The sequence below is a fragment of the Roseivivax lentus genome (assembly GCF_900156805.1).
GTDB classification, from domain to species: domain Bacteria; phylum Pseudomonadota; class Alphaproteobacteria; order Rhodobacterales; family Rhodobacteraceae; genus Roseivivax; species Roseivivax lentus.
This window is the reverse complement of record NZ_FTOQ01000001.1, coordinates 14,494-28,459: the sequence shown is the minus strand read 5'-3', so window position 1 is coordinate 28,459 and position 13,966 is coordinate 14,494. Positions and strand designations below refer to the sequence as shown.

Genomic DNA, 13,966 nt, shown 5'->3' with positions numbered 1-13,966 from the left:
GTACTCCCGCCGGTGTGTCCCTTGCGCGGACGATGTGCCCTGTCCGCTCGTGCTGAACAATGCGGATTTTTGAGATTTCATGCGTCTGGAAGCGACGATGGGGTTCGCTTTCGCGGCAAGCCCGCAGGAAAGGGGTGGTGCATTGGGCCCTCGCGGCTTTACCTCGGGGGAAATGCACGGAGGAAGACATGGCCAAACCGAAGATCCTGATCACCCGGGGCTGGCCCGCGGAATGCGAGGCACGGGCCGCGCGCGACTACGATGCGACGCTGAATGCCGACGACGCGCCCCTCGACACAGATCAGATGCGCGCGGCGCTTGCGGATTACGACGCGGTTTGTCCGACGGTGACGGATGCGCTGCCGGCCGATCTCTTCGAGGGCAGTCCGCGCGCGTGGATCATCGGGAATTTCGGGGTCGGGTATAACCATATCGACGTGGCCGCCGCGAAGGCTGCGGGCATCGCGGTGTCGAACACGCCGGGCGTGCTGACCGATTGCACGGCCGATATCGCGCTGACGCTCATGCTGATGATCGCGCGCCGCGCGGGCGAGGGGGAGCGAATGGTGCGCGCGGGGGCGTGGCACGGCTGGACGCCGACGCAGCTCATCGGAACCAAGCTCTCGGGCAAGACGCTCGGCATTGTCGGGATGGGCCGGATCGGCATCGCCACGGCACGACGGGCGCAGCACGGCTTCGGCATGAAGGTGGTCTATTACAACCGCTCGGAGGTCGCGGCGGAGCGGCTTCAGGGGCTGGATGCAACCCGCCTGCCGTCGATCGACGCGGTCTGCGAGGCCGCCGACATGGTGTCGCTGCACCTGCCGGGCGGCGGCGAGAACAGCGGCATGATCGATGCCGCGCGGCTCGACCTCATTGGGCCCGAGGGGTTCCTGATCAACACCGCGCGCGGTGACGTGGTGGACGAAGCCGCGCTGACAGCGGCGCTCGAGGCCGGGCGCATCCGCGGCGCGGGCCTCGATGTCTTCGCGAAGGAGCCGCATGTGCCGGACGCGCTGCGCCACCTCGACAACGTGGTGCTGCTGCCGCATCTGGGCTCCGCCACCGCCGAGACGCGCGCGGCGATGGGGCATATGGTGCTCGACAATCTCGACGCGTTCTTCGCCGGAAAGCCGCTGCCGAACCCGGTGGGCTGAGCCTCAGCCGCCCATCCGTTTCGGCGCGCCCGAGGCCATGTCGGTGCCGATATAGGCCAGCTTGGCCTGCTTCCACGCACCGAAGCCGCCTTCGAGATGGGCGATCACGTCGAACCCCGCCTCGGCGGCGAGCTTTGCCATCTTCGCCGAGCGGATGCCCGAGCCGCAATGCAGCACGATCCGCTTGTCGCTCTGCCCGGGCAGGGCCTTGGGGTCGAAGAAGACCATCGGGAAGTTCATCGCGCCCTCGATATGCTCGAAGGCAAATTCCTGCGGCGTGCGCACGTCGATAATGACGATCTCGCCCGCGTCACGCGCGGCCTTCACCTCTTCGGGGCTCCAGCGTTCGAAGGTCGCCGTGCCGAGTTGTTCACTGTCCATGATCTTCGCTCCTTCAGAACTTGTTGGCGGGAATCTTGAAATAGCTGTGCCCATCCGCCTCCTGCGGAGGCAGCCTTCCACCGCGCAGGTTCATCTGCAAGGCATAGAGCATCTGCGACGGCAGACTGAGCGTCGCGTCGCGGGCATCGCGAAGCGCGCGGAATTCGGCCTCGGACACGCCGCCGCCGATATGCGTGTTGCGGGCGCGGTGCTCGGCCACGCTGGCCTCCCATGCGGGGTCTTCGCGGTCGCCGACGGGCGGGTAATCGTGGCCCACGAACAGGCGCGTTTGGTCCGGAAGATCGAGAATTGCCATCAGCGAGGCGTATAGCTCGGCCGAGGAGCCGCCGGGGAAATCGGCGCGCGTTGTGCCCGAATCGACATGCATGAATGTGTCGTGCACGAAGGCCGCATCGCCCACCAGATAGGTGATCGAGCCCAGCGTGTGGCCCGGCGACAGCATCACCCGCACATCGAGATTGCCGACCCTGAAGCTGTCGCCATCGGCGAAGAGGTGATCGAAGTCCCGGTCCGGATCGAGGGCATCGGGCAGGTGATAGATGCCGCGCCAGAGCGCCGCGATCTCGCGGACCTTCGCGCCGATGCCCGTGCGCGCGCCCAGCTTCTCCTTCAGGTAGGCCTGCGCCATGACGTGATCCGCATGCGGGTGGGTATCGAGGATCCACGCGACCTCGAAGCCTTCGCGGGCGACGAAATCGAGGACCTCGTCCGCGCTTTCGGAGGACAGCCGCGCGGCGTTGGTGTCGAAGTCGCGAACCACGTCGATCAGCGCGGCCTGGCCCGTTTCGGGGTCGCTGACCACGTACATGATGGAGCCTGTGGCTTGGTCGTGGAACCCGTCGACGCGCGGGCTGCCGGGACCATTGGAGGGCGATGTGCGTGTGAACATGGTGGGCCTCTTTTCCATTTCGCATTCACATAATGGAATATGATTGCGGGACAAGGGCCGGGCGCGAGATAGCCGGAAAACTTGGCGGCGGCCTGCGAAACCCCGTTTCAGAATCGGCGCCGGCCATGCTAGATATCGCGGTATGAATACGTACAGCCCCAATATCCGCCCACAAATCCGACAGCTGGATGATGCGGCCATCAACCGGATCGCGGCGGGCGAGGTGGTGGAACGACCCGCCTCGGCGGTGAAGGAGCTGGTGGAGAACGCCATTGATGCCGGTGCGCGGCGCATCTCGGTCGACGTGGCCGATGGCGGCAAGACGCTGATCCGGGTGACCGACGACGGCTGCGGCATGACGCCCGAGGACCTGCCGCTGGCGCTGTCGCGGCATGCCACCTCGAAGATCGACGGCAGCGATCTTCTGGATATCCAGTCCTTCGGGTTCCGCGGCGAGGCGCTGCCGTCCCTCGGTGCGGTGGGGCGGCTGACGATCCAGAGCCGTGCCGAGGGTCACGACGGCGCGGAGATCGCCGTGGCGGGCGGTGCCGCCGCGCCGGTCCGGCCCGCGGCGCTCCAGCGCGGCACCGTCATCACCCTGCGCGACCTGTTCTTCGCGACACCCGCGCGGCTCAAGTTCCTGCGCAGCGATCGGGCCGAGATGCAGGCCGTGTCCGAGGTTCTGCGCCGCCTGGCCATGGCCGAGCCGTCCATCGGCTTCACCCTGCGCGATGTCACCGGCGGTGGCGAGGGGCGCGTGACCTTCCGCGCCGATCCCGAAACGGGCGATCTGTTCGAGGCGCTGACCGGGCGACTCACCCAGATCATGGGCCGCGACTTCACCGACAACGCGATCCGCATCGAGGCGGAGCGCGAGGGCATCGTCATGACCGGCCTCGCCGCCCTGCCGACCTATTCCCGCGGCGCGGCGGTGGCGCAGCATTTCTTCGTCAATGGCCGTCCGGTGAAGGACCGGCTGCTGATCGGTGCGCTGCGCGGGGCCTATGCGGATTTCCTGAGCCGCGACCGGCATCCCGCGGTGGCGCTGTTCATCGATTGCGACCCGCGCAAGGTCGATGTGAACGTGCATCCCGCGAAATCCGAGGTCCGGTTCCGCGATCCGGGCCTCGTCCGCAGCCTTGTCGTCTCGGGGCTGAAACATGCGCTGGCCGAGGCCGGGCATCGCGCCTCCTCGACCGTGGCGGAGGCGACGCTCGGAGCGATGCGTCCCGAACCCACGGGGTCGCCGCGTATCTACCAGATGGACCGACCGGGCCCGCGCGCGCTGCGGGCCGCCCATGCGGCGCAGGCGCCCGGCTTCGCCGAGATGGAGACGGTCTGGTCGGGCCGCGTCGAAGAGGTCTCGCCCGAGACCGAGGAGATGCATGGCCCTCCCGAGGCCCTGCCGCTCGGCGCCGCACGCGGCCAGGTGCACGAGAATTACATCATCGCCCAGACCGCCGACGGCATGGTCATCGTCGATCAGCACGCTGCGCATGAGCGACTGGTCTACGAGACGCTGAAGCGCCAGATGGCCGAGCGGGGCGTCGCCGCGCAGTCCTTGCTGATCCCCGAAGTGGTCGACCTCTCGGCCTCGGATTGCGCGCTTCTGCTGGAGGCCGCGGAGGATCTGTCGCGCATCGGCCTGACGGTCGAGCCCTTCGGCGGTTCGGCCATCGCCGTGCGCGAAACCCCCGCCATCCTGGGCGAGGTCAATGCCCAGGCCCTGATCCGCGACGTGCTGGACGAATTGTCCGACGGCGGCGGGGTCGCCCGCGTGCAGGAGAAGATCGAGGCGATCCTCAGCCGCGTGGCCTGTCACGGCTCGATCCGGTCGGGCCGCCGGATGCGCGCCGAGGAGATGAACGCCCTGCTGCGCGAGATGGAGGCGACGCCGCATTCGGGCCAGTGCAACCACGGGCGGCCCACCTATGTGGAACTCAAGCTCTCCGACATCGAACGATTGTTTGGCCGCACATGATCGAGATTTCCGGAACCGCCTATGCCCTCGATGATCCGCGCCTGATCGCCGCTCTGGTGGCGGTGCTCCTCGTGCTGGCGATCCTCGCCCTTCTCGTCGCGGCAGTGCGGGCCGCGGGGCGCACCGCGCGGTCGGTGGAGCCCCTGGCGCGCGATCTGGGCCACGTGGCTGCGCGGGTGCAATCGCTCTCGGACGGACAGGAGCGGCTGGCGGGCGGTCTGCACCACGTCTCCGAGGCGCAGGCCAAGAGCCAGACCGCCATGCTGGAGCTGATGGAAAAGCGGCTCGCCGAGGTGCAGGGCAAGATGGGCGAGAGCCTGTCGGGCACCGCGACGCGGACCGCGCGGTCGCTGGGCGAATTGCAGGAACGGCTGGCCGCCATCGACAAGGCGCAGGCCAATATCACCAAGCTTTCGGGCGATGTGCTGTCGCTGCAGGACATCCTGTCGAACAAGCAGACCCGCGGCGCCTTCGGAGAGATCCAGCTCACCGACATCGTCTCCAAGGCGCTGCCGAGCGACAGTTACACGCTGCAGGCGACGCTTTCGAACGGCAAACGCGCCGACTGTCTCGTGCACCTGCCGAACCCGCCGGGCCCCATCGCGATCGACTCGAAGTTCCCGCTCGAGGCCTACGAGGCGCTGCGCCGCGCCGAGACGCAGGATCAGCTCAACCGCGCGGCCCAGGCGCTGCGGCTGGCGGTGCGCAAGCATATCCGCGACATCTCGGACCGCTACATCCTTGAGGGCGAGACCGCCGACGGCGCGATCCTGTTCCTGCCCTCCGAGGCGGTCTATGCGGAACTGCACGCCAATTTCCCCGAAGTGGTGCGCGAAGGCTTCGCGGCGCGGGTCTGGATCGTCTCGCCCACGACCTGCATGGCCACGCTGAACACCATGCGCGCGATCCTGAAGGACGCCCGGATGCGCGAACAGGCCGGCGCCATCCGGCGCGAATTGTCGCTGCTTTATGCCGATGTCGACCGCCTGGGCAGCCGGGTCGAGAACCTCGACCGGCATTTCGGGCAGGCCTCGAAGGACATCGCCGAGATCAAGATCAGCGCCGACAAGGCCGGGCGCCGGGCGCAGCGCCTCGACAATTTCGACTTCGAGGAACTGCAGGAAGCGCCCGCCGCCTCGGGCCTCGCGCTGGAAACGTCGAAATAAGCCGCTAAATGTCGCTTTCTGCGGAAGTGGTTGCACTCGGGTCCGCCTCTGTGCTGCCTTAACGCACTGGAAGCGACTCGGCGTGACAGACGGAAAAGCCCGCGACCGCCAAGTTGCCCATTCGGGACGCATTCATGTGTCCCGCAAAAAAGGGGGTTGGATGAGGCACAAACACGACCGGAACGCCACGCGCCGCGCTACCCGTCGCGGCTGCCCTGACCGCCACAGCCATGACATTTCACGCCCCAGCCATGCACTTTGCGCATACCAAGACTGCATGCCCGAGGGTAAACATGACGCTCCTGCGATGGTACCGCAGGGGGGACATTTCACGTCAGCAGCGCTGACATAGCGCGTCGCGGCCGGAAACGGCCGCACCAGAATGACGCGGCGCCGCGCCGCGAAGAGCCAAGGGAGAGGCCCAATGAAAGACACTCCGAACGACATCGATCCAGTCGAATCGCAGGAATGGCAGGAAGCCATAGAAGACGTCATTCTGCGCGACGGCCCGGACCGGGCGCATTACCTCCTCGACAAGGCGGTGCAGCAGGCCCGCGCCGCCGGCGCGCAATTGCCGTTTTCGTCGACGACGCCCTACCAGAACACCATCCAGCCCGATGACGAGATCGACCTGCCGGGCGACATGGAGATGGAATGGCGCATCCGCACGATCAACCGCTGGAACGCGATGGCGACGGTGGTGCGCGCCAACAAGTCGACCGACGGCATCGGCGGGCATATCGCGTCCTTCGCCTCTTCGGCGGCGCTCTACGACGTGGGTCTGAACCATTTCTGGCGCTCGAAATCGACCATGCATGGCGGCGACCTGGTCTTCTTCCAGGGCCACGTGGTGCCCGGCATCTATGCCCGCTCCTTCATGGAGGGGCGGCTGTCCGAAGAGGACCTCGCCACCTTCCGCCACGAGGTCGACGGCAAGGGCCTGTCCTCCTACCCGCATCCCTGGCTGATGCCGGAATACTGGCAGTTCCCCACCGTCTCGATGGGCCTTGGCCCGATGATGGCGATCTACCAGGCGCGCTTCATGAAATACATGGAGAACCGCGGCCTGATCGAGAAGTCGGACCGCAAGGTCTGGGCCTTCCTCGGCGACGGCGAGATGGACGAGCCCGAAAGCCTCGGCGCAATCAACCTTGCCGCGCGCGAAGGCCTCGACAACCTGATCTTCGTGGTGAACTGCAACCTGCAGCGCCTCGATGGCCCGGTGCGCGGCAACGCCAAGATCGTCCAGGAGCTTGAAGGCGCCTTCCGTGGCTCCGGCTGGGACGTGATCAAGCTGCTCTGGGGCCGCGGCTGGGACGAGCTTCTGGAGCGTGACACCTCCGGCAAGCTGCGCCAGCTGATGGACGAGACCATCGACGGCGACTACCAGACCTTCAAGTCGAAGAACGGCGCCTATATCCGCGAGCATTTCTTCGGCAAGTATCCCGAAACCGCGGAGCTGGTGAAGGACTGGACCGACGACGAGATCTGGGCCCTGCGCCGCGGCGGCCACGACATCAAGAAGGTCTACAACGCCTATCACCGCGCCAGCCACACCGAGGGTCAGCCGACCTGTATCCTGGTGAAGACCGTGAAGGGCTACGGCATGGGTTCGGCGGGCGAAGGCCTCAACATCGCCCACCAGTCCAAGAAGATGCAGGTCGACCAGCTCAAGCAGATGCGCGACCGGTTCCAGATCCCGGTGGACGACAAGGACCTCGAGAAGGTGCCCTTCGTCACCCTGAACAACGCGCAGAAGGCCTATCTCTCCGAACGCCGGCAGGAACTGGGCGGCGAGTTCCCCAAGCGCAACACCCAGGCGCCGAAGCTCGAGATTCCGTCGCTCGAGAAGTTCAAGGGCCAGCTCGAATCGACCGGGGACCGCGAGATTTCCTCGACCATGGCCTTCGTGCGGATCCTGACGACGCTGCTGCGCGACAAGCAGATCGGCAAGCACGTCGTGCCCATCGTGCCGGACGAAAGCCGCACCTTCGGCATGGAGGGCCTGTTCCGGTCGGTGGGGATCTACAACCCGCTCGGTCAGAACTACATGCCCGAGGACCGCGAGCAGATGATGTACTACAAAGAGGCCATCGACGGTCAGGTCCTCCAGGAAGGCATCAACGAAGCGGGCTCCATGTGCGACTGGATCGCGGCGGCCACGTCCTATTCGACGCACGGCGTGCCGATGATCCCGTTCTACATCTTCTACTCGATGTTCGGCTTCCAGCGGATCGGAGACTTCGCCTGGGCCGCGGGCGACAGCCGCGCGCGGGGCTTCATGCTGGGCGGCACCGCGGGCCGCACGACGCTGAACGGCGAAGGTCTGCAGCACGAGGACGGGCACAGCCACATCCTCGCCGGGACCATCCCGAACTGCATCAGCTACGACCCGACCTTCAGCTACGAAGTGGCGGTGATCGTGCAGCACGGCCTGCAGCGGATGTTCGTCGATCAGGATGACGTCTATTTCTACATCACCCTGATGAACGAGAACTACACCCATCCCGAGATGCCCACCGGTGCCGAGGACGGCATCATCAGGGGCCTCTACCGGATGAAGAAGACCGCCAAGCCCGGCAAGAAGCACGTCAACCTGATGGGCTCCGGCACGATCCTCGTTCAGGCGATCCAGGCGGCCGAGATGCTCAAGGACGATTTCGGCGTGACCTCGGATATCTGGTCGGCCACCTCGTTCAACGAGCTGGCGCGCGACGGGCAGGATTGCCTGCGCCACAACCGCCTGAACCCGCTGACCGAGCAGAAGGTGCCCTACGCGACCCAGCTGCTCGAGAACGCGAAGGGTCCGGTGATCGCGGCCACCGACTACATGAAGAACTACGCCGAACAGATCCGGGCCTTCGTGCCGCAGCGCTACACGGTTCTGGGCACGGACGGTTTCGGCCGGTCCGACAGCCGCGAGAATCTGCGCCGCTTCTTCGAAGTGGATGCGAACCACATCGCCGCGGCGGCCATGACCGATCTCTATCGTGAAGGCGCGGTCACCGAGAAGGACCTGCAAAAAGCCCTGGACAAGTACAAAATCGACGGCGGCAAGCCGAACCCGCGCCTGAGCTGAACCGCGGATTTGAGGAGACAGACGATATGACAACCGAAGTAAAAGTTCCCGATATCGGCGATTTCACCGATGTGCCCGTGGTCAGCGTTCTCGTGAGTGTCGGCGACACCATCGCCGAGGAAGACCCGCTGATCGAACTGGAGAGCGACAAGGCGACGATGGAGGTCCCCTCGTCGCATGCGGGCACCGTCAAGGAGATCAAGGTCTCCGAAGGCGATACCGTGTCCGAAGGCGATCTGATCCTGATCATCGAGGAAAGCGGCGCGTCGGGCGGCGACAGCGGCGGTGGCAGCGACGATGCGGGCTCGAAAGAGACCAAGGAGGAGGCCCCGAAGGAAGCGCCGAAATCCGAACCCGCGCAGGCGTCGCAGCCCGCCCAGACCGGTCAGAGCTCGGGCGCGGTGACGGATGCGGGCTTCGGCAAGGTCCATGCCTCGCCGTCGGTCCGGGCCTATGCGCGCCGGGTCGATGTGGATCTCAACAAGGTGAACGGCACGGGCCGCAAGGGCCGTATCCTGCGCGAGGACGTGGAAAAGGCGCTCAAGGGTCAGTCCGCAGGCGCCGCGGCGGCCACCGGTGGCGCGCAGGGCGGCATGGGCATCCCGCCGATCCCGACGGTGGACTTCTCCAAGTTCGGCCCCGTCGAGAATGTCGAGATGAGCCGCATCAAGAAGCTCAGCGGCCCCGCGCTGCACCGCTCCTGGCTCAACATCCCGCATGTCACCCATAACGAGGACGCGGATATCACCGACCTCGACAAGTACCGCAAGGAACTCGACACCCAGGCCAAGGAAGAGGGCTACCGCGTCACGCTGCTGTCCTTCCTGGTCAAGGCGTCGGTCTCGGCGCTCAAGAAGCACTGGGAGTTCAACTCGTCGATCCATCCCGATGGCGACAAGCTGATCAAGAAGGACTTCTACAATATCGGCTTTGCCGCGGACACGCCGAACGGCCTGATGGTGCCGGTCATCAAGGAGGCTGACCGCAAGGGGATCGTCGATATCTCCAAGGACCTGATGGAGCTCAGCGCCGCCGCCCGCGACGGCAAGCTGAAGGGCGACCAGATGCAGGGCGCGACCTTCACCATCTCCTCGCTCGGCGGCATCGGCGGAACCTCGTTCACGCCCATCGTCAACGCGCCGGAAGTGGCCATCCTGGGCCTCACCCGCTCGGCCATGAAACCCGTCTGGAACGGCGAGGAATTCGTACCGCGCAACATCCTGCCGATGAGCCTCAGCTACGATCACCGGGCCATCGACGGCGCGCTCGCTGCGCGGTTCGCGGCGCATCTGAAGTATCTTCTGGCCGATCCGCGCCGGATCATGCTGTAACGGAAAGGGACGGAAGACATGGAAATCAAAGTCCCCGATATTGGTGATTTTACTGACGTGCCCGTCGTCAGCGTTCTGGTGAGCGTGGGCGACACGGTGGCCGAGGAAGACCCGCTGATCGAGCTGGAGAGCGACAAGGCCACCATGGAAGTGCCCTCATCGGGTGCGGGCAAGGTGACCGAGATCAGAGTCTCCGAAGGCGACAAGGTCTCCGAGGGCGACGTGATCGTCATCCTTGAGGCCGCGGAAGGCGCGTCCGAGGCCCCGAAAAAGGAAGAGGCCCCGAAAGCCGACGACACGCCCGCGCCCAAGGCGGCGGCGGGCACCGCGTCGGGCTCGGGCGACTTTCACGGCGAGGTGGTCGTGCTGGGCTCCGGCCCCGGCGGCTACACGGCGGCGTTCCGCGCCGCCGATCTCGGCAAGAAGGTGATCCTGATCGAGAAATACGACACGCTGGGCGGCGTCTGCCTCAACGTGGGCTGTATCCCCTCGAAGGCGCTTCTGCATGCCTCGAAGGTCATCACCGAGACCGAGGAGATGTCGGAGCACGGCATCACCTTCGGCAAGCCCAAGGTGAACGCGGACGATCTGCGCGAATGGAAGAACGGCGTCGTGGGCAAGCTCACGGGCGGTCTCGCCGGTATGGCCAAACAGCGCAAGGTCACCGTGGTCAACGGCTACGGCACCTTCACCGGTGCCAATTCCATCGCGGTGGAGACCGAGGAGGGCAAGAAGACCGTCACCTTCGATCAATGCATCATCGCGGCGGGATCCGAGCCGGTGAAGCTGCCCTTCATTCCGCATGACGACGAGCGGGTGGTGGACAGCACCGGCGCGCTGGAACTCAATCCGATCCCGAAGAAGATGATCGTCCTTGGTGGCGGTATCATCGGCTTCGAGATGGCCACGGTCTACGACGCGCTGGGCGCGGACGTGACGGTGGTCGAGATGATGGACCAGATCCTGCCCGGCGCCGACAAGGACATCGTGAAGCCCTTGCACAAGCGGATGGAGGGGCGTCTCGCGGCGATCAAGCTCAAGACCAAGGTGACCGCGGTCGAGGCGCAGAAGCAGGGTCTGAAAGTGACCTTCGAGGACGAGAAGGGCGAGACCTCGACGGAGGTCTTCGACAAGATGCTCGTCTCCGTGGGTCGGACGCCGAACGGGGCCAAGATCGCCGCCCACCAGGCCGGCGTGAAGGTCACCGATCGCGGCTTCATCGAGGTCGATCACCAGCAGCGCACCAATGTGCCGCATATCTTCGCCATCGGCGATGTGGTGGGCCAGCCCATGCTGGCGCACAAGGCGGTGCATGAGGGCAAGGTCGCGGCAGAGGTGGCCTCGGGAGAGAAGCGGGCCTTCGACGCGCGTGTCATCCCGTCGGTGGCCTATACCGATCCGGAAGTGGCCTGGTGCGGCGTGACCGAGAACGAGGCCAAGGCGCGTGGCATGAAGATCGAGAAGGGGGTCTTCCCCTGGGCCGCATCCGGGCGCGCGCTGTCGAACGGACGTTCCGAGGGCATAACCAAGCTGATCTTCGATCCCGAGGACGACCGGGTGATCGGCGGGGCCATCGTCGGCACCAATGCGGGCGATCTGATCTCGGAAGTGGCGCTGGCCATCGAGATGGGCGCGGATGCGGTGGATCTCGGTCACACCATCCACCCGCACCCGACCCTGTCGGAGACGGTGAACTTCGCCGCCGAGATGTTCGAGGGCACGATCACCGACCTGATCCCGCCCAAGAAGAAAAAGAAGTGATCCGGATGTCGCGGCGCCAAGGCGCCGCGGCAGGATGACCAAAAGCGCGCCTTCGGGCGCGCTTTTGCCGTTTCAGGGGGCGCTGCCCCCTCTGCGCGGGTGCCCCGCGCATTCACCCCCGGCGGTATTTTTGAAAGAGGCAAGCGCAAGGGGGGTGGCGCTACGTGTCGTGTGGTTCCTTCAAGGCCCGCCAGCGCGCCTTGTCGATCCGGCAGAGCACCATCGGGTTCAGTTCCGAATCCCGCGCGATGTCGGGGTGGAGGAAGTCCTCGTCGGGATCGTGCCGCATGCCGATCCGCGCCATGACCCGCCGGGAGGGCACGTTGATCTTCGGGGCGAAGGCGACGATCTCGGGCAGGCCCAAGGCGTCGAAGCCATGGGCGAGCCAGGCGCGCGCGGCCTCGGTCGCGTAGCCATGGCCCCAAGCCTCGGGCCGGAGGCGCCAGCCGATTTCGGTGGCCGGAGCGCAGGGCAGCCCGGCATCGACGCGGGACAGGCCGCACATGCCGATGACCCGGTGATCGGACCGCCGCTCCACCGCCGAGAAGGCGTATCCTCGGCGGGCCTGCGCCTGGGCGAAATCCGACAGCTGCGCCAAGGATTCCTGCGCGCTGTAGGGGCGCCCGAAGAAATGCATGACCTGCGGATCGCTGTTCAGCGCGACGAAGGCGTCGCGGTCGCGCGGCTCGAAGGCGCGCAGGATAAGCCGATCGGTGACGAGCATTCCGGACCCCCTTGGTGAACGGGGGAGCCTGCCGCATCCGCCTCATTGCGGCAAGGGGACGGTCAGATCCGCAGGAAGGGTTGGGCGATCCGGGGCAGCCATCCCTTGAACCGCAAGGGTGCATCGGTGACGGCGAGGCAGATGCAATCCTGCGAGATATCCGCCACCGGGCGGTGGTCGGTCTCGTCGGTCGCCACCTCCACGTCACCGCGGGCGAAGGTGCCGTCCGCATCGGTGAAGGACCCCTGCAGGACAAGCGTCACCTCGGTGCCGTGATGGGAGTGATCGGGCACGGCGGTTCCGGCCGGAATGTAGAGAAGCCGCGCGGTGGCGGAGCGGTCGGTCATCGGCAGGATCGCCTGCCTGACCCCGAACCCGACGCTGCGCCATTTCACATCCGCAAGCCGCCCGCCCACATAATCCTGCAGTGGGCGCGGCAGGACCGGATCGGGTGCGGGCCTGTCTGCGGATGGTTCGGACTGCGCATCGAGGCCCGCAACGGTCCGCGCGAGAAGGTCGTCGGAGACCGCGACGGCCTCGCTGTCCTCGAGAAGCGCCCCGCCCAGGGCATCGTAGCTCTCCGCCGTGGCGCGGCAGCGGTCGCAGAGCGACAGGTGCACCGCGACGGCGAGCGAAAAGGCCTCGGGCAGCTGTCCCGCCGCATAGGCCATCAGCGTGTCATCGGGGAAATGGTGGCGGATCATCGTCGGTCTTTCTCAATCCAGGGCGCGGCGGAGCCGCTCGAACGCGAGGCGGATGCGGGACTTGATCGTGCCGAGCGGCAGGCCGGTCTCGGCGGCGATCTCGGAATGGCTGAGATCGCCGAAATAGGCCTTCTCCACCAGAACGCGTTGCTTGTCGGGCAGGGTCTTCAGCGCGGCGCGCAAGGTCTCGCTTTCCTGTTGCAGGCCGATCACCTCGGCCTGGTCGGGTTCTTCCGCCGGGCCCCAGGGCAAATCCTCGGGCTCCGGCCTGGCATGGCGGCGCAGCACGTCGATGCGCCGGTTGCGGGCGATGGTGTAGATCCAGGTCGACACGCTGGCCCGCGTCGGGTCGAACTGGTCGGCCTTGCGCCACACCGTCTGCATCACGTCCTGCACGACCTCTTCGGAGAGCGCGGGATCGAGCCCCGAGCGCATCAGGAAGGCCTTGAGACGTGGGGCGAAGTGCCGAAAGAGCGCCGCGAAGGAGGCCTCGCAGCGGTCGCGCCGGATCAGCACCATCTCGGCCACCCAGTCGGCCACCGGCCCGTCCCCGCCGGAGCGCGCGGCGCGGCTCATCGCGGCACCCGGCCGGCGACCGGCGCGGAGGCCGGGCAGAGTGTCCAAAGCGGTGTCGGGGACCGCAGGCTCGACGTTTGCATCATGCAACATACTTCTCTTACGCGCCGGGGTCTCTGGCGGATCAGTCTTGTCCGTGATCTGGGACTTTTTCATCCGTCTGCGCCCCTCCCGCGTATCAGTACGAAGACGTCAA

At 66.2% G+C, this 13,966-nt stretch carries 11 protein-coding genes; 6 read left to right on the top strand and 5 right to left on the bottom strand.

The annotated features are described in order from the left end of the window. The first annotated feature begins 188 nt into the window (after positions 1-188). Positions 189-1,157: a 2-hydroxyacid dehydrogenase gene (locus BW990_RS00130; RefSeq protein WP_076443791.1), complete on the top strand. Its 969-nt coding sequence runs from the start codon at positions 189-191 to the stop codon at positions 1,155-1,157. A 3-nt stretch (positions 1,158-1,160) separates the two neighbouring features. Here BW990_RS00130 and BW990_RS00125 read toward each other — a convergent pair whose 3' ends face one another. Both BW990_RS00125 and BW990_RS00120 read right to left on the bottom strand, forming a co-directional pair. After that, complete coding sequence (locus tag BW990_RS00125) at positions 1,161-1,538, bottom strand: rhodanese-like domain-containing protein (protein ID WP_076443789.1); 378 nt, start codon at positions 1,536-1,538, stop codon at positions 1,161-1,163. Positions 1,539-1,551: 13 nt separating this feature from the next. After that, complete coding sequence (locus tag BW990_RS00120) at positions 1,552-2,448, bottom strand: MBL fold metallo-hydrolase (RefSeq protein ID WP_076443787.1); 897 nt, start codon at positions 2,446-2,448, stop codon at positions 1,552-1,554. 142 nt (positions 2,449-2,590) lie between these two features. Here BW990_RS00120 and mutL point away from each other — a divergent pair, with 142 nt between their 5' ends. From mutL to lpdA, 5 genes are all read left to right on the top strand, one after another. Further along, complete coding sequence (gene mutL / locus BW990_RS00115; protein WP_076443785.1) at positions 2,591-4,429, top strand: DNA mismatch repair endonuclease MutL; 1,839 nt, start codon at positions 2,591-2,593, stop codon at positions 4,427-4,429. Beyond that, complete coding sequence (locus BW990_RS00110; RefSeq protein WP_076443783.1) at positions 4,426-5,595, top strand: DNA recombination protein RmuC; 1,170 nt, start codon at positions 4,426-4,428, stop codon at positions 5,593-5,595. Before mutL ends, BW990_RS00110 begins: the two co-directional genes overlap by 4 nt. A gap of 424 nt (positions 5,596-6,019) precedes the next feature. Further along, positions 6,020-8,674, top strand: a complete 2,655-nt coding sequence (aceE, locus tag BW990_RS00105) for a pyruvate dehydrogenase (acetyl-transferring), homodimeric type (RefSeq protein WP_076443781.1) — start codon at positions 6,020-6,022, stop codon at positions 8,672-8,674. A gap of 26 nt (positions 8,675-8,700) precedes the next feature. Further along, positions 8,701-10,005 carry a dihydrolipoyllysine-residue acetyltransferase gene (aceF, locus tag BW990_RS00100; protein WP_076443779.1) on the top strand — a complete coding sequence of 435 codons (1,305 nt, stop codon included), beginning with the start codon at positions 8,701-8,703 and terminating at the stop codon, positions 10,003-10,005. Positions 10,006-10,023: 18 nt separating this feature from the next. Next, on the top strand, positions 10,024-11,766 hold the full coding sequence (gene lpdA / locus BW990_RS00095) for a dihydrolipoyl dehydrogenase (protein WP_076443777.1): 1,743 nt from the start codon (positions 10,024-10,026) through the stop codon (positions 11,764-11,766). A gap of 160 nt (positions 11,767-11,926) precedes the next feature. Here lpdA and BW990_RS00090 read toward each other — a convergent pair whose 3' ends face one another. The 3 genes from BW990_RS00090 to BW990_RS00080 form a co-directional block, all read right to left on the bottom strand. Next, the gene (locus tag BW990_RS00090) at positions 11,927-12,490 is read right to left on the bottom strand and encodes a GNAT family N-acetyltransferase (protein ID WP_076443775.1); all 564 of its coding nucleotides are present in this window, start codon (positions 12,488-12,490) and stop codon (positions 11,927-11,929) included. Positions 12,491-12,552: 62 nt separating this feature from the next. Continuing rightward, positions 12,553-13,194, bottom strand: a complete 642-nt coding sequence (locus tag BW990_RS00085) for a ChrR family anti-sigma-E factor (protein ID WP_076443772.1) — start codon at positions 13,192-13,194, stop codon at positions 12,553-12,555. 12 nt (positions 13,195-13,206) lie between these two features. Further along, entirely contained in the window at positions 13,207-13,770 is a 564-nt protein-coding gene (locus BW990_RS00080) for a sigma-70 family RNA polymerase sigma factor (protein ID WP_076445042.1), read from the bottom strand. Positions 13,771-13,966: the final 196 nt, after the last annotated feature.